Source organism: Pseudomonas sp. I2 (assembly GCF_040984075.1).
Lineage (GTDB): Bacteria > Pseudomonadota > Gammaproteobacteria > Pseudomonadales > Pseudomonadaceae > Aquipseudomonas > Aquipseudomonas guariconensis_B.
This window is the reverse complement of the sequence record NZ_JBCGFQ010000066.1, coordinates 1-23,916: the sequence shown is the minus strand read 5'-3', so window position 1 is coordinate 23,916 and position 23,916 is coordinate 1. Positions and strand designations below refer to the sequence as shown.

Here is a 23,916-nt window from a genome sequence, read left to right as displayed (position 1 = left end):
TGGCGTCGCGATTGGGGCAACGGGCCGAACAAAAAACGGCGCTACGAATATCCCAACCAGGTGTCATTACCGAACTGGATAACTGATCCGCATCAGGGCTTATCCACAGGGCGAACCACGAGCCGCGTCCCACTAAAACACAATGGGACGCGGCTTCAATCATGTCGGCTCATTACTCAGCAACTTGCCGCATTGCTCGCTCGCCAAACGGCTGATGATCTTGATCGCCTGGTGAATACCCGCCGTGGTGCGGAAGCTCAGTTGTGGTGGGTGTTCACATTCCAGATGCTCGTCATGCTGCACCAGCGCCTCGCCGAGTAATTCGAGGGTCCAGATGTAGCTCTGGATGGAGGTTATGCGCTCGTGGTCAGTCATGGCGTACCTGCCTCAGGTTGCCCTGGCTGTGGATGGGGTAGAAACGGTGGGGTCGAGTCACCGGCGGGATTGGACGGTGGGGAACGGATGCGAGGATCCTGAATGGACTTACGATGGTCATGCATGAGGTCCTTTTCAGTTGAAGCACCACACCAATCGTCGCCAAACGATTAGGGTGGCAGCTGTACGCAGGTTGGCGAACCGAGGAAAAGGAACTCGGCAGACCCGAAGGGTCTCCCACGCACAGCCGCCATTACACGAAACTGCGGACACAAAAAAAGCGCCTGCAATCGTGATCTGGGCGCCTTTGCGCCTTTTCGTTCGGGTCGCCAAACCCGGTCGCGGAATTGGCCGCGACCAGGGCAATTTATCCCCGTGAGCCGGCCAGAGCAAGCATCATCCGAATACGAAGTCTCGCTCGTTTCTGTAAGAACTGTCGGTCGTGTCCCGGGAAGTGGTGTAACTGAACCTGCCGAAGGCGCCGCTTCCGACCTCAATCAGGACTGTGTACTATCGACGAAGGCCGATGCTGCCCGCCGCTCGCTCCGGAAGGAAAGGTGAAAGCGTCTCTGCTCCAGCCCCTATCGCATCTCTCTTGATAGTCGAGGTTTGGCAACGCGAGCACCAGAATGCCTCGACTCCAGGAGGAATGATGCTGTCAATCGAGAAAGCCAAACGGATGGCCAAGAGCCTGCGCGCCTCTCTAGACGCCCGCAGTCACGAAGTTTCCCATGCAGTTGCGCTTGAAATGGTAGCGCAGCAATTGGGATACAAGGATTGGAACACCGCCTCGGCGCTACTTCCCCACGAGGCTCCCCACCCCGCCATTACCTTCGACAAGGCCATACCGATACTGCGGATGTTCGACGAAACCAAGGCGAGGGAGTTCTACGTTGATTTTCTGGGTTTCAGTATCGAATTCGAGCATCGGTTCGAGGCTGACTTGCCCCTCTATCTTGGACTCAACCGAGGCGGTCTACAGATACACCTGTCTGAACATCATGGCGATGCGAGCCCTGGAGCGACGATATTCGTTCCGATGCAAAACATAGAGATGCTTCGTGACGAGTTACTGGCTAAGCGCTATGGCTATGGGCGGCCGGATATTGTTCAACAGGACTGGGGGCAGCTTTTGGAGGTGTACGATCCTTTTGGTAATCGTATTCGGTTCTGTCAAAGCTGATTACCAGGTCTAGGTGGGGTACGGACGCAGCAGCTAATCTTGAGATCTACCACCTGCGCTGCCCGAGGGATGTGCAATTTGCCTATGCCGATGATGTGCAACCGGGTGCCTAGAGGCAAGCGTCTGGCATCACGCATTGACAATGTTGTCCCTGAGCCCAGCCCCAAAGGGCGATCAGAGCGCTAGTCGCATTTTAATGGGCTGTTCAAGCTTCCCACACGGAAGCGAGCACGGCGGAAGGTCTTCTAGGCGGGTAAATCCAATCTTTTCGTAAAGTGATCTGGCGGGCTTATTTGATTCAAAGACACTGAGATCCACCGAGGTGAAGCCAATACCTCGGCAATGCTCAATCACGGCGGAAAGTAGAGCAGATCCATGGCCATTACGGCGATACTCTCGCTTCACTTGCATCCCTAGAACCCCAATGCTATCGCTACCGCCAGGTCGGCAGAAGCTTTCCGGGTAGGCCTCCGCCGAGCCCACTATTTGACCATCATGCTCTATCACGTATACAGGCCAAGATTTTTTTACAACTTGCATTAATGCTCGTTCTATTGCCTCTAGAGGGGGCGGGGTTGAGCGAGCTGAGTAACGGCCTTCGGCATTCACCTCACAAAAAAGTGAGTAAAATCCGTTGAGGTCATCTAGGGTAATTTGCCTAACTTCCATGTTCACCTCATCAATAGTCCTTAAAGTACCGGCTAGCTGACGGTAGCATTCATGCACCAAGTGTGGGGTAAACAGCTTAGCAATTTCGCTAGACTTCTGCGTCGGCATGCGGTTCGAAATCGAGCCGGGTAAACAGATGCAGGCCGACTTCATCGTGTTTCGCCGAGCCAAATCCCCGATGTCAGCCTTCGTGGCCACGCTGGGCTATAGCCGGATGACTTACGTCCATTTTGTGCCTGATGAGTCATTCGAGTCAGTGCACGACTCATTGCTGCTGGCCTTCGATTACTTCGGCGGTGTGCCTGACGAAATCCTGTTCGACAACATGAAAACCGCAGTCATCGAGCGCGATGCCTACGGCGATGGCCAGCATCGCTTTCACGCCGGGCTGCTGCAGATGGCCGACGACCTGGGCTTTCGCATACGTCTTTGCCGCCCTTACCGGGCCCGAACCAAGGGCAAGGTCGAGCGATTCAACCGCTACCTGCGCGAGAGCTTCTACAACCCGCTGAACAGCCGGGTCAGTTCTGCCGGCCTGTTGGTGGATTGCGGCACCGCCAACCGCCTGGTCGGCGAATGGCTGGCCGAGGAGGCCAATGTACGCACCCATGCCACGCTCAAGGAACGCCCGATCGACCGTTGGCGTCAGGAGCAAGAGCTGCTGACACCTTTGCCTCACGCCGTGCGTCAGACCTGGAGAGCCCTGCTGGGGAATGCGCCCCGTCCGATCCCGCATGAGTCGCTTCAGCATCCGCTATCCATCTATGAGGCGAGTCGGGAGGCCTGCGCATGAACCTCCAACATCAGGCCATCGTCGAGCGGTGCCAGGCACTCAAGCTCGAATGCACAGCCGAGCATTACCGATGCTGGCTCAACAAGCGGTGAAGGACGATCTGGGCTTCAGCGACTTTCTGGAGCAACTACTGCGTCATGAGCATGGCTTTCGCCAACAACGCAGTCGCGAGTTGCTGACGCGCATGGCGTGTTTTCCCGGGATCAAGACGCTGGAGGAATATGATTTCAGTTTCAGCCCGGGCGTTCCCAAGGCGCTGCTGCAGGAGCTGGCCGCTCTGGCATTTGTAGCCCGAACCGAGAACGTAGTGCTGATCGGCCCGTCCGGTGTCGGCAAGACTCATCTGGCCATTGCCTTGGGGTATCGGGCGGTGCAAAGCGGAATCAAGACACGCTTCATCACCGCAGCCGATCTGATGCTGCAGTTGGGAGCCGCACAGCGACAAGGGCGGCTCAAAGCCTATCTGAACCGCGCGATCCTTTCACCAAGACTGCTGGTGATCGACGAAATCGGCTACCTGCCTTTTGGCCGTGAAGAGGCCAATCTGTTTTTTCAGGTGGTAGCCCAGCGCTACGAAAAAGGCTCGATGATCCTGACGTCAAACCTGCCGTTCACCCAATGGGCCAATGCCTTCAGCGACGACACGACACTGACCGCCGCCATGCTGGACAGGCTGCTACACCACGCTCACATCCTGACCCTGACAGGTGAAAGTTACCGACTCAAGGACAAACGTAAATCGGGTGTGATCCGCCAGAACCATAAACCCGAGTGATCCGGGTGGGTCATTATTACTTCGGCAAATCGGGCATTAAGTGGGTCGGTTTTAAGTCGGCGTTGACACAGGTCGAGTTCATCGACGAAAACGTCGACCACCCGAACTGGATTTTCTTCGGTGATGTAATCTTCCAGGAACTCCGGCAGCAACATGACTTGCGTCCGAACCTCACTTTCAATGAATCGCTTCATGAGCGTTCCCACCACGATCTCGACGATCAGAAGATTAGTCAGTCGCAGGTGTTTTCACACAGCCTGGGCCAGAAACAGTCATTCAAAGGTGTATACGAGGGCAGGGACGATTCACAGGCAAACAGTGCACATTTCGCTGCTGGTAAGGGACGCGGCTTGCGCGACTGCATCGATTTCAATGTTGAGATTGAGTAGCTGGGTTACTACAGCACGTTCTTGGTGAAACACCATTTCACTGGGCGGGGCCAAGTCTCCGCCACACTGAACCGTCTTACCTGGCTGGCAGCTTGCACCAAGACCTTAAACCTGGGTACGGCGGTGAGGGTGCTGCCTGACAAGAAAATTAAGCGAGCGTAGCTCAGCGCTTGTAAAGTTTATGCGATGCCACTGGGAGCATGGCGCGGTTAAAAGTTGGAGCTGGCCGCTCCAACTTTTATTCAGGAAATATTATATATCAGTAAGCTGATTTACCATGCAAAGAACCAGCCATGCTTGATCTAAATTGAGCACCCCAATGACCATCTACATTTGTAATAATATAGAAAGAATCAAACGTATGACCCGGAATAGGTTTTCCAGCCTTGTCCAGGCGTGTAAATTTAAGCGCTACATGATACTTGTTTGCATTCCCCTTTCCGTCACTACCAGACTGAACAACATATCGGTAGTCCCAGCGGGTATTTTCCCATCCAATTTCTTTTGCAAGCTGTTGCAAGTTTTGGTCTTTTGCATAGGCCTCAGGTGTTTGCCAGACAGTGACTTGGTTACCAGACATGCGCACATGCGGGTAGTTGAGCGTCTTAGCCCAAGCCAATTCATCTTTGGCATTGAATGTTGTCAGGAAGTTATCCAACGCTTTGCATGGAACATCAAACTCCTGACTATAATTCCCCTTCGCATCCTTTGCACAACTATCTGGCAGGTCAGCGTGAGCGGTCGCTGCAAAGGCTTGGGAGGTGGCAATCCCTGCAACCAAAAACAAAGGTGCTTTAAATACAGATTTCATAATCATTCCTTATTATTTTACATTTACAGTCTGGCACCCTGCGACAAAACAGGATCCGTTTAATTTCGCTCGAAAAATCAAGCACTTCAAGTGTGAGCAATCTTATGATGACTCACAAATTCTCATTACAGACCAAATAGAGTTTCCGAACTAATTCTGCGAATTGGACCATCCGTGAGTAATTTTGACTGCTCTGGATCATGACCATAGAGGATAAAGGCCCCTTTAGACTTCAGCAGCTTAAACAAGTTAAAATTATCAAGCATTCCTTGAGCATCATTCACCACCATTGCATCGGGAAGCGTCATCTTTTCAAGAGAAGCCTTTAAGTAGCAAGCATCCGCGGTAATTACGACTTCTTTACCATCTACCTTGACTTTAAGTGACTGGTGCCCGGGCGTGTGTCCAAAGCTAGGAACTAGCACAACCGATCCATCACCGAAAAGATCATGTTCCCCATCAACCTCAAGACGGTCGTGACCTAAATCATAATGTCGAGGTGAATATATTTCTTTTTCGATATTTTCTTCATTCTTCGCGGCTTCCCACTCACGCTTTTGAATAACCAATTGTGCGTTAGGGATACAAGCATTTCCACCACAGTGATCGAAATGCAGATGAGAATTAATGATGAAATTTATCTTTAATGGGTCAACGCCAAAAGCTTCCAAACGTTTAGCTACATCCTCACCAGGCACAAAATTAACCGTAGTTAAATCAGCAAAAACGCCGAGTGATTTTTTTACCACATCTGGATCTTTCGACTGCAAAGGCAACTCAAGCCCTGTATCAAAAAGGACAGTACCCTTGGGATGCTCGATTAAATAGCACGGCACTGGAATTGCCAGATCCCCTGTTTCACCAGCCATAAAGAAACCATAAGGCATAGTGATCCAGCCACAGGTCATTGCATATAACTTAACTTCTTCCATAGCTATAGCCCTTTGAATAATAATGGTTAGGCTTTAATATTTCAGGCAATCATTAATTTCATTTCTATCCATTCTAGCACATCACACTTCTATCCATAACAGCCAAGCCTGAAAATTTGACCATTCAAATACCAATACAGCAAGCTCATTATGAAAACAAAACCAACTTCCCGTTACCAGGCCGCCCGATAGATCGCCTCGATATCTGCAGCTGTGAACTTTCGGGGATTGTTGCGCATCAACCTGTCAATATTGCTGGCCTCCTCGGCCATTGGTGCCAAAGCGTCCTCTGGAATGTTGAAAGCGCGAAGGCCGTTAGGAATGTCTACCGCAGCACACAGTTCAGCCATCGCATCGACACTCGCGTCTGCAGCCTGGCGATCGCTTAAACCGACGATATTCACGCCCATTGCCTGAGCGACGTCGCGAAGACGCTCCGCACAGGCAAGTTTGTTCCAGCGCATTACATAGGGCAGCAGCAAAGCGTTGCTAACGCCGTGTGCGATCTTGAAGCGTCCGCCCAGCGGGTAGGCCAGCGCATGTACTGCGCCCACGCCTGCGTTTCCAAAAGCCATGCCAGCCATCAGACTCGCCGTAGCCATGTCTTCCCGAGCAACAAGGTCATCGGGGTTGGCATACGCTTTAGGCAAAGCGCGAGCAATCACCTTGATGGCTCCAAGAGCAATGGCATCGGTGATCGGTGAGCGATTGATCGAAAGGTACGCTTCGATCGCATGCACAAGCGCATCGACACCGCTGGCAGCGGTTACGTTACGTGGGCAAGTGCGCGTCATGACTGGACTCACGAGAGCAACGTCAGGCAGCAGGTAGTTGCTCACAATGCCTTTCTTGAGCTGCGCCTTTTTGTCGGAGAAGATCGCCACGTTAGTGACTTCCGAACCCGTGCCTGCCGTAGTAGGAATCGCGATCAGCGCAGGCCCCTTGCGGCTTACTTGATCGACGCCGAACAGCTCGTCCAACGTGCCATCGTGTCCCGCGAAGGCCGAGACACCTTTAGCGATGTCGATAGCGCTACCGCCCCCCAGCCCAATGAGCCCATCATGACCACCCTCGCGAAATGCACGGGTACAATCTTCGACCAAACTGATTTCAGGCTCTGGTTGAGCTTGGTCATAGAGGCCATAGCGGCGGCCCCCCATGTGGGCCAAGGCGAGGTCAACTGTACCCGACTTGAGTAGGATCGCATCGGTCACGATTAATGGATTATTAACCTTCAGCCGGGTCAGCTCAGCGTCCAGCTGTTCAACCGCGCTGGAGCCGGTCAGGAGTTTATTGGCGATTAGAAAGGCAGAAACACTCATCGGCTCATCCTCATTTTTTATTGAGATGAACCACGAGAGAACAAAACATGTGCCAATTTCTTGAAAGGCCCGTGCTTGAAGGGTTTCGCCCCGTTCTTGCTAACCTCCGACACGACCGTGTGATCACAGTTTCAATCACAAAAGCGACTACCGATTAGAAACCTAATCAGATCTTTCCCAGCGTTTCATCTTCTGGACGATGGTTGCTTGGCTCACACCCAGCGCTTTGGCTGCTAGGCGCGTGGTCTTGTGGACGCGCATTGCTGAAAGGATCGCGCTCCGCTCTGCGTTTTCTAGGACCTTGCGCAGCGGCAGACGATTTTGATTTAAGCGATCATCGTGCAGGTTAAGGATCTCCTCGGGGAGATCCAACGCCTCAATCGTGTCACTTTCGCAGATAACTACCAAACGCTCGACCAGGTTGATCAATTCGCGAATATTTCCAGGCCATGCATAATCACAGAGCAGGTCTAGGGTCTCTAGCCCCCAAGACATGTTGCGCTCATAGCGCTCGTTGAACTGCCTTAGGTAATGCTCCAACAGCGTAGAGATCTCTCCGGCGCGCTCGCGAAGCGCGGGAATGCGGATGGGCACCACGTTCAGTCGATAGTACAAGTCAGCACGGAACAACCCCTGCTCTACTCTCTGTCGCAAGTCATGGTGGGTGGCGCTTATGATTCGGATATCTACTTCGCGCAGTTCAAGCCCACCCACGGGTATGAACCGCTTCTCCTCAATGACCTTCAGAAGCTTGACCTGAAGCGACAAAGGAAGGTCGCCAATTTCGTCAAGGAACAACGTTCCATGATTCGCCAGTTCTAGGAGCCCTCGCTTACCTTTGGCAGCTGCGCCAGTAAACGCCCCAGGCGCGTAGCCAAACAACTCCGCCTCGATCAGGTTTTCCGGCATTGCTCCACAGTTGAGCGGAATGAAAGGTTCCTTAGCCCGAGCGCTAGAATTGTGAATGTACTGAGCGACGAGACTTTTGCCGACCCCCGTCTCCCCTAACAGCAGCACCTTCACGTCACTGCCTGCTACGCGTCGTGCCTGTGCGAAAAGTGGGCCTGATTGCGCCTGGTCAAAGACCAGCGAAGACTGAGCCAGTTTTTCATATTCGCCAGCATGCAACTGCGCTGTGCTCTGACGCAGCTTCTTGAGCCCAGCGAGCTCATCCCGCTCATGCTTCATACGCAGAAGCTCGGTCATGTCACGTACGGCGCTGACGACGTAGCTGATACGGCGATTCTCGAAAATAGGGGTTGCACTCACCAGCAGCTTCTTACCGTTACTGAGGCTCTGCATGACAGAAACCGGAGCGCCTTGCTGGAGTACGCGCAAAGATGCGGATTGAGAAACGACACCGTCGCGTACCAGGTCGTGCATGCTGCGTCCAATGAGCTGTTCGCTCTGCAGTCCAGTCAGACGCTCGTACGCGCTGTTTACCTTAACTGTAATCCCTACCCCATCCGTGATGTACACGCCGTCGTGCAGTGCGTTCAGAATCGTATCGAATGTTTGACCAGTGAAGTTCAAAACAACGCTCCGAGCTAGTAAAGCGTTAGTGTAACCTTGCCGTCCCTGATTTCTTAGACCCCTCCACACCTAAAGGGCGGCGTGATATGCCCTCGGAACCGTCCGCTTCTGGTCCAGGCTGTGTGAAAACATCTGCGGTTGTCTAACCTTCTGTTCGTCGAGATCGTGGCGCGGATTCCGTGCCCGGTCAGCCGGCCCTTGTCCCCCATGCGCTGCAAGGCAGAGTTAACGGTGCCATCGCTTATAGGCTTGCGTGGGTCATTGCGACCCGCGATAAGCGTGCGGTAGCCGTCGGTCAGCTTGTGTACGCGCTTCGCCTCTTCCACGGCCTGCCGCGACAGCGGGACCAGGTACGGTGGAATCTCCCCCGCTTTGCGTCCTTACCCTCTTCTGCAACTGCTTCACCACCCCGGCCGGCACCGACCACAGGGCATCATCGAAGTCGAACTGGTCAATCGTTGCGCTGCGTAGCTCGATCGTGCGCACGCCGGTCAGCAGCAACAGTCGGATGGCGCTGCGCACGTACCCGGCCATCTTGTAGCCACGCAGCACCAGCAGGCATTCCCGCAACTCGTCGCGCCGCAGGAACGGGTTGTGCTGCTCTGGTGGCTCAGGAACTGCAACGATGTCCAGGTCGGCAGCCGGGTTGACGTCCAACAAGCCTTCGGCCATGCCGTACCGGAAAATCTCGTTGAGCCAGAAGCGGCACTTGCGTGCCGAGTTCAAGGCCCCGCGCCGCTCGACCCGGCGCATGGCCTCCAGTACATTGGCACGCTTGATCTGCGCAATGGGTATTCGGCCCAGCTCTAGCAGCAAGTCCGTGTCCAGATAGAAGCGGGCCTGCATCGCTGCGCCCTTCCTGGCCGCCGACCAGCGCGGCAGCTTGAAAGCGTGCCAGCGGTTGGCCACCGCCTCGAAGGTGTTCTCCTGGTGCACGGCGGCCTCGGCCTTGGCTCGGCGGCGCTCGTCGCGTGGGCCTATGCCCTTGACCACCAGCGAGCGGGCCTCGTCGCGGCGCTCCCGTGCATCACGCAGGCCGATGGCTGGATAGGTGCCCATCGATATCCGCGCCTGCTTACCGTGCCACGTAAACCGGTAGTGCCAGGACTTCGTGCCGTTGGGCGCGATGTACAGGAACAGCCCGTCGCTGTCCTTGAGGGTGTAGGCCTTGTCCTGGGGCTTACGCTGTGTCTGTGAGGGGCATTTAGTACATCACCTGTGCACTCGAATCTACGATGTGCTGCGCAATGTACTAAAAGTTTCCGGAATGTGCTGGAAGGACTCGGAACCTACCGGAAAAACAAAACCGCCACAGAGGGCGGTTTCATTGGGGTTTCCGGTAGTTACTGGGCCTTACCGGAGAATGTCATGGTGCCGGAGACAGGAATCGAACCTGCGACCTTCGCGTTACGAGTGCGCTGCTCTACCGACTGAGCTACACCGGCGTGAGCGCAACGCTACCACTGCCGTGACAGATACGCAAACCCCTGTTTCGCCTCGGTTATTCCCCACCCCCAGCCCCAACCTCAAGACGCCTTGCAACCATTCGGCGCGAGGTCTTCCTCCACCGTCGTGGTACAGCTCCACCCCGTCGCGGAGCGGGTCAGCGTGAGCGTCTTGCCGAGCACCGTGGCAGGCGCATCGGCGAGGGTGCAGACGATGCTGGCACTACCATCGGCAGCCGTCCCGCTGGCAGTGATGGCACAGTGCGCTGTGCTCGCCTGGCCCCCCAGCGCAGCGACATCCGCCACATCCTTGCCCTCGTTCAAGCGCAGGTCCATGGCGGTCTTGAGCGCGGAGATTTCCAGCAACCCAGCTGCCGCCTTGGTCCGCGCCTGGTGGTTGGTGTACATGGGGACGGCGATGGTCGCCAGGATGCCGATGATCGCCACGACGATCATCAGTTCGATCAGGGTAATGCCTCGTTGCCCTTTCATGAGCGTGTTTCCTTGTTGATACGGCTATGCCTTGGTTCCTGTCTCGGACACCAGGCCGACAGGCGCGCAGTAGAGCCGAACGGACACCTTTTGTCACCCCTGCCCGCCTGGACGTCCTGTTCGCTGAACTACTCTAGTGACCATCAGAGCAACCCGCCTGGTCATGGGCACGGCAAGCTGTTACGGGGCTTGTCGCGACAGCAGCAAGGACTTTCGCATGAGCCATTCGACACGCCTCTATGCCTGGGAAGGCACCGACCCCAGCGGCCAGCGCATCAGTGGGCAAACCCAGGGGCGTAGCCCGGCGTACGTGCGCGCCGGGTTGCAGCGCCAGGGCATCCAGGTCGCCAGCCTGCGGCCGGCCAGCCGCCTGGGATGGCGCAGGCCCCGTGGCCGGGACAAGGCCGACCCGGCGGGTTTCAGCCGGCAGTTGGCGACGCTGCTCAAGGCCGGGGTACCGCTGTTGCAGGCATTCGAGGTGATGGGGCGCAGCGGTGGGGACGAGAGCCTGGCCAGGCTGCTGGCGCGGTTGCAGCAGGATGTCGCCGGAGGCCTGAGCCTGGCCGATGCGCTGCAGCGCCATCCGCGTTGGTTCGATCGGCTGTACTGCAACCTGGTGCGGGTGGGCGAGCAGTCCGGCACGCTCGATGGCCAGCTCGAACAGCTGGCCACCCTGCTGGAACAGCGCCAGGCCCTGCGGCGGCGGGTGCGCAAGGCGATGCTCTACCCGCTTCTGCTGTTGCTGACCGGGCTGGGCGTGTCGGCGCTTCTGCTACTGGAGGTGGTGCCGCGCTTTCAGGCGCTGTTCGCCAGCTTCGACAGGGCGCTGCCGCCGCTCACCCAGTGGGTCATCGACTTGTCCACAGGGCTGGGGCGCCATGCGCCGTGGCTGCTGGTCACCAGCATCATGCTGGGCGCGGGCTTGGTGCAGCTGTATCGACGTCATGAATACGCACGCCTGTGGATATCCCGGCAGGTACTGCGCCTGCCGGTGCTCGGCGGGCTGCTGGGCCGGGCGGCGCTGGCGCGTTTTGCACGTAGCCTGTCCACGGCCTATGCCGCTGGGGTTCCGCTGCTCGATGCGCTGGGCACGGTGGCGGCGGTGAGTGGCTCGGGAGTGCATGAACAGGCGATCCTGCGCTTGCGCCAGGGCATGGCCAACGGCCAGGGGCTGCACCAGGCGATGGCGCTGGAACCGCTGTTTCCACCATTGCTGGTACAGCTCACGGCCATCGGTGAATCCAGTGGCACCCTCGACCAGATGCTGGGCAAGGCCGCCAGCCACTACGAGGAACAGGTCAGCCAGGCGCTCGACCAGCTGACAGGCCTGCTGGAGCCTGCCATCGTGCTGATTCTCGGCGTGGTGGTGGGTGGTTTGGTGGTGGCCATGTACTTGCCGATCTTCCAGTTGGGTAGCTTGATCTGACATGAACCTGTGGACTGTTCTGGCCGGCGAGCCGGCTCTTTTCGTGACGTTGGCGGGGCTGCTGGGCCTGTTGGCCGGCAGTTTTCTCAATGTCGTGGCGCACCGCCTGCCGGTCATGCTCGAGCGCCAGTGGCAACGGGAGGCGCAGGAGGCGCTTGGCCTGCCGACGGTGGCGCACGAGCGCTTCGACCTGTGCCTGCCTGCCTCGCATTGCCCCCATTGCGGCCATCGCCTGCGCGCGTGGGAGAACGTTCCGCTGCTGAGCTACCTGGCGCTACGGGGGCGCTGCTCTGCGTGCAAGGCCTCCATCAGCCCGCGCTACCCGCTGGTGGAGTTGGGCTGCGCGGCGTTTTCCGTGGCTGTCGCCTGGCATTCGGGGCCGACCCTCGAACTGCTTTTCGCCCTGCTGCTGACCTGGGGGCTGCTGGCCCTGAGCCTGATCGACAGCGAACATCAGCTACTTCCGGACGTGCTGGTGCTGCCGCTACTCTGGCTGGGCCTGGTCGGCAATGCCCTGGGGTTGTTCGTACCGCTGCACGACGCGCTCTGGGGAGCGATCTTCGGCTACCTGAGCCTGTGGCTGGTGTATTGGCTGTTCAAGCTGGTGACCGGCAAGGAGGGGCTGGGCTATGGCGACTTCAAGCTGCTGGCGATGATCGGCGCCTGGGGGGGCTGGCAGGTGCTGCCGTTGACGCTGCTGTTGTCTTCGGTGCTAGGCGCGCTGATCGGGCTGTGCCTGCTGCGCCTGCGCAAGGCGTCGATGGGCTCGGCCATGCCCTTTGGCCCCTATCTGGCCATTGCGGGCTGGATCGCCGTGCTCTGGGGTGATGAAATATACACCTCCTACATGCAACTGCTTGGAATCTGATGACCACCGCGGCTTTTACCCCTTGGATTCTTGGCCTGACCGGCGGCATCGGCAGTGGCAAGAGCGCTGCGGCGCAGCGCTTCGTCGAGTTGGGCGTGCACCTGGTCGATGCCGACCAGGCGGCGCGCTGGGTCGTCGAGCCTGGCCGCCCTGCCCTGGCCAGCATCGTCGAGCGCTTCGGTGCTGGCGTGCTGCTGGATGACGGCCAGCTCGACCGTGCGGCCTTGCGCCAGCTGATCTTCGCCGACCCGACCCAGCGCCGCTGGCTGGAGGAGCTGCTGCATCCGCTGATCGGCCAGGAGATCTTCAGCTACCTGGCCAAGGCCGAATCGCCCTATGCGGTGTACGTCTCGCCGTTGCTGATCGAGTCTGGGCAGCACCAGAAGACCCAGCGGGTGCTGGTGATCGATGCCCCGCCTGCGCTGCAGGTACAGCGCACCCTGCTGCGCGACAACACCAGCCCCGAGCAGGTGCAGGCCATCCTCCAGGCCCAGCTGGAGCGCGAAGCGCGGTTGCGTCATGCCGATGACGTGGTGGTCAATGACCGCGACCTGGGCTGGCTGCACGAGCAGGTCGATCGCCTGCATCATTTTTACCTGACTTTACGAGGAGGCCAGCCATGAGCCAGCCATTGACCGTTGACTGCCCGACCTGTGGTGCACCTGTGGAATGGAGCGAGAAAAGCCCGTTCCGGCCGTTCTGCTCCGATCGTTGCAAGCTGATCGACCTGGGCGCCTGGGCGGCGGAGGAGCACAAGATTCCTGGCTCGAGCGAGGCCGAGGATGAGCTGTACTCCGGGGATCTGGAGCCACGGCACTGAGTCTGCTTGTGGGGCCTGGGAGATTGCTGGGGCTGCAACGCAGCCCCAAGACGCCCCTACTTAGAAGCAGAAGTGCCTCAGCGTTCATCATCCTTCCAGGGCGCCTGTAAGTAGCGGGTACGGTTGAAGGTCTCCAGCCATTCGGGGCAGAACACCACCAGGGCGCTGATCACCGTGCCGTTGATGAAGGCCTCGGGGAAGATGATCAACCACAGGTAGCCGACGAAGTCCTCCAACCATTCCGGCATGGCGAAGCGCCCATCCAGCCACAACAGGCCAAGCCCGGCCAACAGGCAGAGCAAGGCAGCCAGCGCTGCGGCGAAAAACCCTGAACAGAAGATATAGACGAACAGGTTGCGCGGCTGCGCCCGCTCGACCAGGATCGCACACACCTCGGTGACCAGCACCGGCAACCCGATCAGCAACAGGCCGTTGATGCCCAGGGCCGCCAGGTCCTGGCGCCCGAGCAGGAGCAGGCCGAGTTGGGCGAGGAAACCGCCGAGGATCGCCAGCGGCCAGTCCAGCAGCAGGGTCACGGCGGTCATGCCGATGAAGTGGTACGACACGCCGGTATCGAAATCGCGCCGCACCAACCACAGGGCGAACAGGCCGAACACCGTGCCGAACAACAGGTGCTGGCGGCGGCTGTCGCTGAACAGCTCGACCCAGCGGGTACGGCTCGCCGCCCAGATCAATAGCGGTACATAGGCCAGCCAGCCCAGGGTCAGGCTGGTGGTGGACAGGACCTGTGCGCTGATCACCTCGAACTCGCTCCCGTGTCGAACAATCACGAGTCTACACCCATTCAACTCGGCCCCCGACCGAATCCTGCGCACAAACAGCATCTTACCGTCATGGATTAGCGGCTAAGCTTGTTCCCATGGATGACTCAGACTACCTGCGCCTGCTCACCATCCAGGCCGAACAAGCCAATGCCTTTCTCTCCAATGCACGCAAGTGGGAGCGTGAGCGTTGGGTGTGCCAGCGCCTGCTGCAAGGGCTGAACATCCCTTATCGCAGCGAAGACTTCATGCCGGCCGGCCAGGAACCGCCGGACGTGCTGTTTCGCGATGCTGCCTTCGAGGTGTTCTTCGTCCTCGACGAGGGGCGTCGGCTCAACGACGAGTGGCGTGAGGAGCTGCAGCGCAGGCGCAGTGCGTTCTCCCTGAGCCAGCTGGTGCGCCGCGAAGCACGGCCACGACGGATCAGTGCCCAGGAGCTGCTCGCGCGCCTGGCGCCAACGCTGCGCAAGAAGGCGCACAACTACCGGGAGCGTGGGCTCGACCTGGGCGAGTTGGACATCATCGCCTTCGCCAGCCTCAAGCGCGAAGTGCTGGACCTCAACAGCCACTTCCCACCCCCCACCGAATACCTGCGCCAGGGCTGGCGCTCGCTGTCGCTGGTCGGGCCGACCTTCGCCCGGGTGCTGTTCGCCCACCCTGACGCGCCGGATTTTTTACGCGGCAACCTGGGGCGCAGCATCGTCTTCGATGTAGGTATCAGTCTTTGACCCAGTGCCGAGAGTCTTTGCGATGGCGTACACTCGGCGCCGGAGATAGAAAGCATTATCATTTGTTTCAAGCGCTTGCGTGATCGTTGTAGCGTTCATGCAATCACAAACGTCTATCTGACGAGGCCCACCATGACCAGCCGCCTGAATCCAGAAGATCAGCGTCGTGTCGATGAATACCTGCGAGCCCCCCAGCACCAGGTCGAGCGCAAGCCTTTCCGGCCCTTGCTGCTCCTTGCGCTGGTGGTGATCGTGACCATCGGTCTGGGCCTGCTTAGCCGCCTGTTGAGTGGACTGGTGCTATGAGCTGCCTCGCGCTCGCCCTCCCCTCCTGCAGTGTGCGGCCGGCCCCCGGGGCCAAGGATTCCGTAAAACTTGTGAGATATCCCCATGACTCATCGCATCGTGATTGTCGGCGGCGGCGCCGGCGGCCTGGAACTGGCGACCCGCCTGGGTAAAAGCCTGGGCAAGCGCAAGAAGGCCGAGATCACCCTGGTCGACGCCAACCTGACGCACATCTGGAAGCCGCTGCTGCACGAGGTGGCCGCAGGTTCGCTCAACTCCTCGGAAGACGAACTGAACTACGTGGCCCAGGCCAAGTGGAACCACTTCAACTTCCAGCTGGGGCGCATGAGCGGGCTGGACCGGGAGAACAAGCAGATCCAGCTGGCCGCGACCCTCGACGAAGAGGGCCGCGAACTGCTGCCTGCGCGGACCCTGGGCTACGACACCCTGGTCATTTCCGTGGGCAGCAACACCAACGACTTCGGCACCCTTGGCGCAGCCCAGCACTGCCTGTTCCTCGACACCCGCAAGCAGGCCGAGCGCTTCCACCAGCAGTTGCTCAACCACTACCTGCGCGCCCATGCGGGCGATACGGCCAGCGAGAAGATCAGCGTGGCGATCGTCGGCGCCGGCGCCACCGGCGTGGAGCTGGCCGCCGAGCTGCACCATGCCGCCCATGAGCTGGCCGCCTATGGCCTGGACCGCATCCAGCCCAAGGACATGCACATCACCGTGATCGAGGCCGGGCCACGGGTATTGCCGGCCCTGCCCGAGCGCATCAGCGTGCCGGTGCACAAGACCCTGGAGAAGCTGGGAGTGACGGTGATGACCAATGCAGCCGTCAGCGAAGTGACCGAGGATGGCCTGAAGACCGCCAGCGGCGAGGTCATCCAGGCCAGCCTCAAGGTCTGGGCGGCGGGTATCCGCGCACCGGGCTTCCTCAAGGATATCGATGGGCTGGAGACCAACCGTATCAACCAGTTGGTGGTGCGCCCGACCCTGCAGACCACCCGCGACGACGACATCTTCGCCTTCGGCGATTGCGCCGCCTGCCCGCAACCGGGCAGCGACCGCAACGTGCCGCCACGGGCCCAGGCCGCGCACCAGCAGGCCTCGATGCTGGCCAAGAGCCTCAAGGCGCGCCTGGAAGGCAAGCCGCTGCCGAGCTATGAATACCGTGACTACGGCTCGCTGGTGTCGCTGTCGCGCTTCTCGGCGGTGGGCAACCTGATGGGCAACCTCACCGGCAGCGTGATGCTGGAGGGGTGGCTGGCGCGGATGTTCTATGTGTCGCTGTACCGGATGCACCAGATGGCGCTGTATGGGACCTTCCGCACATTGATGCTGATGCTGGGCAGCAAGATCGGGCGTGGGACCGAACCGCGCTTGAAGCTGCACTGATCCATATGGAATTGAAACTGAAGGGCCGCGATGCGGCCCTTTTTGTCGCTGGGACGCGACTGGACAGGTTCTGGGGCTGCTGCGCAGCCCATCGCCGGTACCGTTGCCCTCGAGAGCGGCGCTGTAGCCTGTGGGGAAGCGGCACGAAGCAATTTGCCAAGTGCCGAATGCTCTCTGTGCAACAAGCTGCACGAGAAAAATTCGACAGACAAAAGAAAAAGGGCATCTCATGCGAGATGCCCTTTTTACATGGTGGGTCGTGAAGGACTCGAACCTTCGACCAATTGGTTAAAAGCCAACTGCTCTACCAACTGAGCTAACGACCCGGAAAATGGTCGGGGTGAGGGGATTCGAACTCCTGACATCCTGCTCCCAAAGCAGGCGCGCTACCGGACTGCGCTACACCCCGAATTTGGCTCCGCGACCTGGACTCGAACCAGGGACCCAATGATTAACAGTCATTTGCTCTACCGACTGAGCTATCGCGGAACTACAACTTCGTACTACTTCGAAGGCTGTTCAGCTTCGAACTCTTCGACATTCGCGTTTGCGTTCATGTCTCCGAGGCGCGCTATTCTACATCCTCCGAATCGCTTGTCAACCCCCAATTTGCTTTCAACTTACTGATTTGCAAATTGTTTTCAGATCGCCTCTACCGCCGGTGATCTGTGTAGTGCCTGACAGCGGGGCGCATATTAAGCGCACCCGAAGCAAAATGCAAAGAAAATTTTCAACACTCTCAAAGAGTTATTCAGAATCCAACGTTACGGCCGCTGGAAGCCTGTGGAGCAATGCCGGTCGGTCAAGGCTTTCAGCGGCCATTTGGGGCTGCAAGGCAGCCCCAAATGGCTTGTAGGCGTTCAAAAAAAGCCCCGCGAATGCGGGGCTCGTCGGGAGCAAGGCTCAGGCAAAGACGATCTCGTCGCCCTCGACTTTGGCCGTGATCGCCGCGCCAGGCAGGAACTGCCCGCCGAGGATCAACTGCGCCAGCGGGTTCTCGATCCAGCGCTGTATCGCACGCTTGAGCGGCCGTGCACCATACACCGGGTCGTAGCCGACAGCGATCAGCTTGTCCAGCGCCTCCGGGCTCAGGGTCAGCGACAGCTCGCGCTCGGCCAGGCGGCTGCGCAGGCGGCCAAGCTGGATCTCGGTGATACCGGCGATCTGCTCGCGGCCCAGCGGCTCGAACACCACCACTTCGTCGATCCGGTTGATGAACTCCGGACGGAAGTGCGAACTCACCGCATCCATCACCGCTGCACGCTGCGCTTCGCGGTCACCCGCCAGTTCCTGGATCTGCGCCGAGCCCAGGTTGGAGGTCATCACGATCACGGTGTTGCGAAAATCCACGGTGCGCCCATGGCTGTCGGTCAGGCGGCCATCCTCGAGCACCTGCAACAGCACGTTGAACACGTCCGGGTGGGCCTTCTCCACTTCGTCGAGCAGCACCACCGAGTAAGGCTTACGCCGCACGGCCTCGGTCAGGTAGCCACCCTCCTCGTAGCCCACGTATCCGGGTGGGGCGCCGATCAGGCGAGCGACGGAGTGTTTCTCCATGAACTCGGACATGTCGATACGCACCATCGCCTCTTCGGTGTCGAACAGGAACTCGGCCAGCGCCTTGCACAGCTCGGTCTTGCCCACGCCGGTCGGGCCAAGGAACAGGAACGAGCCGCTCGGCCGGTTGGGGTCGGCAAGGCCGGCGCGGGAACGGCGCACGGCGTTAGCCACGGCGGTCACCGCCTCGTCCTGACCGATGACACGCTGGTGCAGCAGCGCTTCCATCTTCAGCAGCTTCTCGCGCTCGCCTTCGAGCATCTTGGCCACCGGGATGCCGGTCCACTTGGACACCACTTCGGCGATCTCTTCCTCGGTGACCTTGTTGCGCAGCAGCTGGTTCTCGGTCTTGCCGTGCTGGTCGACCATCTGCAGGCTGCGCTCAAGGTCCGGGATCACCCCGTACTGCAGCTCGGCCATGCGGCTGAGGTCGCCCTTGCGGCGGGCCGCTTCCAGTTCCTGGCGGGCTTGCTCGATCTTCTGCTGGATCTGCGCCGAGCCCTGCACTTCCGCTTTTTCGGACGCCCAGATCTCTTCGAGGTCAGAGTACTCACGCTCCAGCCGCTCGATTTCCTCGGTCAGTTTCTCCAGGCGCTTCTTGGCGGCCTCGTCTTCTTCCTTCTTCAGTGCCTGGGATTCGACCTTCAACTGGATCAGGCGACGGTCGAGGCGGTCGAGCACTTCCGGCTTGGAGTCGATCTCCATGCGGATGCGGCTGGCCGCTTCGTCGATCAGGTCGATGGCCTTGTCTGGCAACTGGCGGTCTGTGATGTAGCGGTGGCTGAGCTTGGCCGCGGCGATGATCGCGCCGTCGGTGATGGCCACCTTGTGGTGCACCTCGTAGCGCTCCTTCAGGCCACGCAGGATGGCGATGGTGTCTTCCTCGCTCGGCTCTTCCACCAGCACCTTCTGGAAGCGCCGCTCCAGCGCCGCGTCCTTCTCGATGAACTGGCGGTACTCGTTGAGCGTGGTGGCACCGACGCAGTGCAGCTCGCCACGGGCCAGGGCCGGCTTGAGCATGTTGCCGGCATCCATGGCGCCCTCGCCCTTGCCGGCACCGACCATGGTGTGCAACTCGTCGATGAACAGGATGATCTGGCCTTCCTGCTTGGACAGCTCGTTGAGCAGGGCCTTGAGGCGCTCCTCGAACTCGCCGCGGTACTTGGCGCCGGCGATCAGCGCGCCCATGTCCAGGGCGAGCAGGCGCTTGCCTTTGAGGCCATCGGGCACTTCGCCGTTGATGATGCGCTGGGCCAGGCCCTCGGCGATGGCGGTCTTGCCCACGCCCGGCTCGCCAATCAGCACCGGGTTGTTCTTGGTGCGCCGCTGCAGCACCTGCACGGTGCGGCGGATCTCGTCGTCACGGCCGATCACCGGGTCGAGCTTGCCTTCCTCGGCACGCTTGGTCAGGTCGACGGTGTACTTGTCCAGGGCCTGGCGCGATTCCTCGGCATTGGCGTCATTGACCGCCGCGCCGCCACGCAGGTTGTTGATGGCGTTCTCCAGGGCCTTCTTGCTCACGCCCTGGCTGAGCAGCAGCTTGCCGAGCTTGCTGTTCTCGTCCATGGCGGCGAGCAGCACCAGTTCGCTGGAGATGAACTGGTCGCCCTTCTGCTGGGCCAGGCGGTCGGCCTGGTTGAGCAGGCGCGCCAGGTCCTGGGACATGTTCACGTCGCCGGTGGGGTTCTGGATCTTCGGCAATTGGTCCAGCTCTTTCACCAGGGCCTGGCGCAGGCTGTTGATGTCGAAGCCGACCTGCATCAGCAGCGGCTTGATGGAGCCGCCCTGCTGGTCGATCAGCGCCTGCATCAGGTGCAGGGGCTCGATGGCCGGGTGGTCCATGCCCACCGCCAGGGATTGGGAATCGGATAACGCCAGTTGCAACTTGCTGGTCAAACGGTCTATTCGCATGGGGATACCTTCCTATAAGGGCAGGTCGGAGCGATGGACACACCTGATGAAGAAACCTGCCAGAGATAACCTGTAGATAAGGTTGATTCTGGAAGTTTCAAGCTTAGCGGGCTTGACCTGGGTCAGCTCGGCTGGAGCCAGACCAGCGATGCAAAGCGCCCGCCTTGCGGGGTTTGCCGATAGGAAAAGAAGCGCGGGTCGCTGACCGTGCAGAAGCCGCCGCCATGAATGGCCGTCACGCCACGGGCAGCCAGGCGGATACGCGCGAGCGTGTAGATGTTGGCCATCAGCTTGCCGGGCCGCTCGCCTGGGACAAAGGCCTCGGCAGCCTCGGGGTGCACGGCGGTGAAGGCATCGCGCACTTCCAGCCCGACCTCGAAGGCCTGCGGGCCGATGGCCGGGCCGAGCCAGACCAACACGTCCTCGGCAGGCACGGCCAGCGTGTCGAGGGTGGCTTCCAGCACCCCGCCGGCCAACCCGCGCCAGCCGGCATGGGCGGCCGCCACGCGCGTACCGGCGCGGTCGCAGAACAGCACCGGCAGGCAGTCGGCGGTCATCACCGCGCAGGCGATGCCGGGACGGGCGGTCCAACTGGCGTCGGCTTCGGCCACCACGGTCGGGTCGGCCTCGACCACGGCCAGGCCATGTACCTGCTTGAGCCAGGCCGGCTGGATGTGCAGCGCATCGCTCAGGCGCCGGCGGTTCTCGGCGACCGCTGCCGGGTCGTCGCCAACGTGGTCGCCGAGGTTGAAGGTGTCGTAGGGCGGCAGGCTGCTGCCGCCCCCGCGCGTGGTGACACAGGCGTGTACCGACGCCGGGGCCGGCCAGTCGGGGAACAGCAGCGCCTGCGTCAGGTCGTTCATCCGATGAAGCTCTCGCGGTCCTGCTTGAGCAGCGACAGCAGCCAGACGAAATCGTCCGGCAGCGGCGACTCCCAGCCGATGCGCTTGCCGGTGGTCGGGTGGTCCAGCTCCAGGAAACGCGCGTGCAGGGCCTGGCGCGGGAAGGTCTTGAGCGCCTCGACCATGGTCGGGTTGGCCGCCGGCGGGATGCGGAAGCGCCCGCCGTACACCGGGTCGCCGACCAACGGGAAGTTGACGTGGGCCATGTGTACGCGGATCTGGTGGGTCCGCCCGGTTTCCAGCTTGACCCGCACATGGGTGTGCGAGCGGAAGCGCTCCAGCACGCGGTAGTGGCTGACCGCCGGCTTGCCGCCTTCGGTGACCGCCATGCGCTGGCGCTGGGTGCCATGCCGGCCGATCGGTGCATCGACCTTGCCGCCAGCGGTGACCACGCCGACGACGATGCATTCATAGATGCGGCTGACGCTGCGGCGCTGCAGTTGCTCGACCAGGTTGGTCTGCGCCTGCAGGGTCTTGGCCACCACCATCAGGCCGGTGGTGTCCTTATCCAGGCGGTGGACGATGCCAGCGCGCGGTACGTTGACGATGTCCGGCACATGGTGCAGCAGGGCATTGAGCAGGGTGCCATCGGCATGCCCGGCAGCGGGGTGGACCACCAGCCCGGCGGGCTTGTTGATCACCAGGATCTGGTCGTCTTCGTAGACGATGTCCAGTTCGATGGCCTGGGCCTCCCATTCGCCCTGGGCTTCGTGCTCGGCCTCCAGGGCCAGCAGGGAGCCGCCATGGACGATGTCGCGTGGGCGCAGCACCGCGCCGTCGACCGTCAGGCGGCCTTCCTTGATCCACGCGGCAAGACGCGAGCGCGAATACTCGGCGAACAGTTGGGCAGCGACCTGGTCGAGGCGTTGACCGCCCAGTTCGGACGGTACCTCTGCGCTAAGTTGAATGATCTCGGACATGCTCGATTCGGCGGGCGTACAGCCTTTGGTTTCGGCTGCGCGCTTGTGGTTAAATACGGCTTCTTTTGCCCCGGGATTGGCCGGGGGCGCTCATCATAACAGGACGGCACCGCCCAAGACAGCGGCCGTCAAAGGGACGCAAGCCGCCATGCAAGTGAAACACCTGCTGCTGATCGCCATCCTCGGGCTTACCGCTGCCTGTTCCTCGAACAAGGAAGTCATCGACGAGAATCTCAGCGAAGCCGAGCTGTACCAGCAGGCGCAGGCCGACCTGGACAACCACAGCTACACCAGCGCCGTGAGCAAGCTCAAGGCCCTGGAGTCGCGCTATCCGTTCGGCCGCTACGCCGACCAGGCCCAGTTGGAGCTGATCTACGCCAACTACAAGAATGCCGAGCCGGAGGCTGCCAAATCCGCCGCCGAGCGTTTCATCCGCCTGCACCCGCAGCACCCCAACGTCGACTACGCCTACTACCTCAAGGGCCTGACCTCGTTCGACCAGGACCGCGGCCTGCTGGCGCGCTTCCTGCCGCTGGACATGACCAAGCGTGACCCGGGTGCCGCCCGCGACTCCTACAACGAGTTCGCCCAGCTCACCAGCCGCTTCCCCAACAGCCGCTACGCCCCGGACGCCAAGCAGCGCATGATCTACCTGCGCAACCTGCTGGCCTCCTACGAGATCCACGTGGCCGACTACTACCTGGGCCGCCAGGCCTATGTAGCCGCCGCCAACCGTGGCCGCTACGTGGTGGAGAACTTCCAGGAGACGCCGTCGGTCGGCGACGGCCTGGCCGTGATGGTCGAGGCCTACCAGCGCCTGCACCTGGACGATCTGGCCGCCACCAGCCTGGAAACCCTCAAGCTCAACTACCCCGACCACCCGAGCCTGGTCGATGGCGAGTTCCGCCCCAAGCGGGACGAGGCCGACAACCGCTCCTGGCTGTCCAAGGCCACCCTGGGCCTGATCGAGACCGAAACCCCGCTGCCGCCGGGCGAGACCCGCGCCAACCAGGACGTGGTCAAGCAGTTCCAGGATGCCCGCGCCGAGATGCCAGAAGAGCTGCTGCCCAAGGACGAGAACGGCGACCCGATCCTGCCGGAAGGTCCGAAGGAAGCCGAGAAGGAGCGTTCCTGGTTCAGCTACATGACCTTCGGTCTGTTCGACTGATCTGCAACGCATGAGAAAGGGAGGTCCAGACCTCCCTTTTTTCATGCCTGCGCCCTAGACTGTCTGCTCTATTTACCGACAAGCTGGACACCATGGTTCGCCTACTCTTCTGGATCGCCCTGATCGCCGCCGCGTTCTGGCTGTGGCGCAAGTTCAAGACCAGTCAGCAAGGCCGTCACGAGCCTACGCTCGACGACCCGCTGAAGATGGTGCGCTGCGCCCACTGCGGCGTGCACCTGCCCAACGACCGGGCCCTGAAACTGGGTAACGACTGGTATTGCAGCCAGGCGCACCTGGAGCAGGGGCCTGGCCAGAAAGACTGATCGATTGCCCTACCGGCCCGTCGAATAGCGCCTTGTGATCCTGGGGCTGCCGTGCAGCCCCAAAACCGGCATTAGGCCAAGCCCTCCCACTTATCCCTCCCCGACC

Annotated in this window: 23 protein-coding genes, 4 tRNA genes and 2 pseudogenes; 13 read left to right on the top strand and 16 right to left on the bottom strand. The window is 60.2% G+C overall.

The annotated features are described in order from the left end of the window. Positions 1–159: 159 nt before the first annotated feature. Positions 160–375: a hypothetical protein gene (locus tag WCE05_RS23800; RefSeq protein ID WP_225790878.1), complete on the bottom strand. Its 216-nt coding sequence runs from the start codon at positions 373–375 to the stop codon at positions 160–162. Positions 376–1,027: 652 nt separating this feature from the next. Between WCE05_RS23800 and WCE05_RS23795 the strand changes: the two genes are divergently transcribed. Then, complete coding sequence (locus WCE05_RS23795; RefSeq protein WP_368816680.1) at positions 1,028–1,558, top strand: glyoxalase superfamily protein; 531 nt, start codon at positions 1,028–1,030, stop codon at positions 1,556–1,558. A 174-nt stretch (positions 1,559–1,732) separates the two neighbouring features. Here WCE05_RS23795 and WCE05_RS23790 read toward each other — a convergent pair whose 3' ends face one another. Beyond that, positions 1,733–2,227: an N-acetyltransferase family protein gene (locus WCE05_RS23790; RefSeq protein WP_368816679.1), complete on the bottom strand. Its 495-nt coding sequence runs from the start codon at positions 2,225–2,227 to the stop codon at positions 1,733–1,735. 106 nt (positions 2,228–2,333) lie between these two features. Here WCE05_RS23790 and istA point away from each other — a divergent pair. The 3 genes and pseudogenes from istA to WCE05_RS23775 form a co-directional block, all read left to right on the top strand. After that, positions 2,334–3,020, top strand: a pseudogene (istA, locus tag WCE05_RS23785) (IS21 family transposase); the annotation flags it as partial. Beyond that, positions 3,017–3,795 (top strand): annotated as a pseudogene (gene istB, locus WCE05_RS23780) (IS21-like element helper ATPase IstB). The pseudogenes istA and istB, both read left to right, overlap by 4 nt. 5 nt (positions 3,796–3,800) lie before the next feature. Beyond that, entirely contained in the window at positions 3,801–4,184 is a 384-nt protein-coding gene (locus WCE05_RS23775) for a hypothetical protein (RefSeq protein ID WP_368816682.1), read from the top strand. A gap of 259 nt (positions 4,185–4,443) precedes the next feature. On the opposite strand, the gene WCE05_RS23770 is transcribed toward WCE05_RS23775, so the two are convergent. The 7 genes from WCE05_RS23770 to WCE05_RS23740 all read right to left on the bottom strand — a co-directional run bounded on the left by WCE05_RS23770 (position 4,444) and on the right by WCE05_RS23740 (position 10,719). After that, positions 4,444–4,995 (bottom strand): hypothetical protein, encoded by a 552-nt coding sequence (locus WCE05_RS23770; RefSeq protein ID WP_368816678.1) that lies wholly within the window; start codon positions 4,993–4,995, stop codon positions 4,444–4,446. 125 nt (positions 4,996–5,120) lie between these two features. Beyond that, complete coding sequence (locus WCE05_RS23765) at positions 5,121–5,927, bottom strand: N-acyl homoserine lactonase family protein (protein ID WP_368816677.1); 807 nt, start codon at positions 5,925–5,927, stop codon at positions 5,121–5,123. Between the two features lie 173 nt (positions 5,928–6,100). Beyond that, positions 6,101–7,249, bottom strand: coding sequence for an iron-containing alcohol dehydrogenase (locus tag WCE05_RS23760; protein WP_368816676.1), 1,149 nt, complete (start codon positions 7,247–7,249; stop codon positions 6,101–6,103). Between the two features lie 162 nt (positions 7,250–7,411). Next, complete coding sequence (locus tag WCE05_RS23755; RefSeq protein ID WP_368816675.1) at positions 7,412–8,782, bottom strand: sigma-54 interaction domain-containing protein; 1,371 nt, start codon at positions 8,780–8,782, stop codon at positions 7,412–7,414. A gap of 258 nt (positions 8,783–9,040) precedes the next feature. Further along, positions 9,041–9,910, bottom strand: coding sequence for a tyrosine-type recombinase/integrase (locus tag WCE05_RS23750; protein ID WP_368816681.1), 870 nt, complete (start codon positions 9,908–9,910; stop codon positions 9,041–9,043). A 241-nt stretch (positions 9,911–10,151) separates the two neighbouring features. Next, positions 10,152–10,227, bottom strand: a tRNA-Thr gene (locus WCE05_RS23745). An 81-nt stretch (positions 10,228–10,308) separates the two neighbouring features. Next, positions 10,309–10,719 carry a pilin gene (locus WCE05_RS23740; RefSeq protein ID WP_253168136.1) on the bottom strand — a complete coding sequence of 137 codons (411 nt, stop codon included), beginning with the start codon at positions 10,717–10,719 and terminating at the stop codon, positions 10,309–10,311. A 217-nt stretch (positions 10,720–10,936) separates the two neighbouring features. Between WCE05_RS23740 and WCE05_RS23735 the strand changes: the two genes are divergently transcribed. From WCE05_RS23735 to yacG, 4 genes are read left to right on the top strand one after another with little or no spacing between them, the layout of a single operon-like run. Beyond that, positions 10,937–12,145 carry a type II secretion system F family protein gene (locus WCE05_RS23735; protein WP_368816674.1) on the top strand — a complete coding sequence of 403 codons (1,209 nt, stop codon included), beginning with the start codon at positions 10,937–10,939 and terminating at the stop codon, positions 12,143–12,145. A 1-nt stretch (position 12,146) separates the two neighbouring features. Beyond that, positions 12,147–13,013: an A24 family peptidase gene (locus WCE05_RS23730; protein ID WP_253080035.1), complete on the top strand. Its 867-nt coding sequence runs from the start codon at positions 12,147–12,149 to the stop codon at positions 13,011–13,013. Then, positions 13,013–13,636 carry a dephospho-CoA kinase gene (gene coaE / locus WCE05_RS23725; protein ID WP_253080036.1) on the top strand — a complete coding sequence of 208 codons (624 nt, stop codon included), beginning with the start codon at positions 13,013–13,015 and terminating at the stop codon, positions 13,634–13,636. The genes WCE05_RS23730 and coaE overlap by 1 nt, the downstream gene beginning before the upstream one ends. Then, on the top strand, positions 13,633–13,833 hold the full coding sequence (gene yacG, locus WCE05_RS23720; protein WP_225790872.1) for a DNA gyrase inhibitor YacG: 201 nt from the start codon (positions 13,633–13,635) through the stop codon (positions 13,831–13,833). Before coaE ends, yacG begins: the two co-directional genes overlap by 4 nt. 77 nt (positions 13,834–13,910) lie before the next feature. Here yacG and WCE05_RS23715 read toward each other — a convergent pair whose 3' ends face one another. Next, positions 13,911–14,594: an energy-coupling factor ABC transporter permease gene (locus WCE05_RS23715; RefSeq protein ID WP_225790882.1), complete on the bottom strand. Its 684-nt coding sequence runs from the start codon at positions 14,592–14,594 to the stop codon at positions 13,911–13,913. Positions 14,595–14,713: 119 nt separating this feature from the next. Here WCE05_RS23715 and WCE05_RS23710 point away from each other — a divergent pair, with 119 nt between their 5' ends. The 3 genes from WCE05_RS23710 (at position 14,714) to WCE05_RS23700 (ending at position 17,029) form a co-directional block, all read left to right on the top strand. Next, positions 14,714–15,343 (top strand): DUF1780 domain-containing protein, encoded by a 630-nt coding sequence (locus WCE05_RS23710; protein ID WP_225790871.1) that lies wholly within the window; start codon positions 14,714–14,716, stop codon positions 15,341–15,343. Positions 15,344–15,475: 132 nt separating this feature from the next. Next, positions 15,476–15,649 (top strand): DUF3094 family protein, encoded by a 174-nt coding sequence (locus WCE05_RS23705; RefSeq protein ID WP_225790870.1) that lies wholly within the window; start codon positions 15,476–15,478, stop codon positions 15,647–15,649. Between the two features lie 84 nt (positions 15,650–15,733). Further along, on the top strand, positions 15,734–17,029 hold the full coding sequence (locus tag WCE05_RS23700) for an NAD(P)/FAD-dependent oxidoreductase (RefSeq protein WP_225790869.1): 1,296 nt from the start codon (positions 15,734–15,736) through the stop codon (positions 17,027–17,029). A 250-nt stretch (positions 17,030–17,279) separates the two neighbouring features. On the opposite strand, the gene WCE05_RS23695 is transcribed toward WCE05_RS23700, so the two are convergent. From WCE05_RS23695 to rluD, 6 genes are all read right to left on the bottom strand, one after another. Next, a tRNA-Lys gene (locus WCE05_RS23695) sits at positions 17,280–17,355 on the bottom strand. Positions 17,356–17,361: 6 nt separating this feature from the next. After that, a tRNA-Pro gene (locus WCE05_RS23690) sits at positions 17,362–17,438 on the bottom strand. Positions 17,439–17,442: 4 nt separating this feature from the next. Then, positions 17,443–17,518 (bottom strand) — tRNA-Asn (locus WCE05_RS23685). 414 nt (positions 17,519–17,932) lie between these two features. After that, a complete protein-coding gene (clpB, locus tag WCE05_RS23680; protein WP_368816673.1) occupies positions 17,933–20,497 on the bottom strand; it encodes an ATP-dependent chaperone ClpB in 2,565 nt (854 codons plus the stop codon). A 122-nt stretch (positions 20,498–20,619) separates the two neighbouring features. After that, positions 20,620–21,360 (bottom strand): peptidoglycan editing factor PgeF, encoded by a 741-nt coding sequence (gene pgeF / locus WCE05_RS23675; protein ID WP_368816672.1) that lies wholly within the window; start codon positions 21,358–21,360, stop codon positions 20,620–20,622. Then, positions 21,357–22,319: a 23S rRNA pseudouridine(1911/1915/1917) synthase RluD gene (gene rluD, locus WCE05_RS23670; protein WP_225789532.1), complete on the bottom strand. Its 963-nt coding sequence runs from the start codon at positions 22,317–22,319 to the stop codon at positions 21,357–21,359. Before rluD ends, pgeF begins: the two co-directional genes overlap by 4 nt. Before the next feature lie 148 nt (positions 22,320–22,467). Here rluD and WCE05_RS23665 point away from each other — a divergent pair, with 148 nt between their 5' ends. Continuing rightward, positions 22,468–23,487: an outer membrane protein assembly factor BamD gene (locus WCE05_RS23665; RefSeq protein ID WP_225789531.1), complete on the top strand. Its 1,020-nt coding sequence runs from the start codon at positions 22,468–22,470 to the stop codon at positions 23,485–23,487. A gap of 92 nt (positions 23,488–23,579) precedes the next feature. Next, entirely contained in the window at positions 23,580–23,810 is a 231-nt protein-coding gene (locus tag WCE05_RS23660; protein ID WP_225789530.1) for a PP0621 family protein, read from the top strand. Positions 23,811–23,916: the final 106 nt, after the last annotated feature.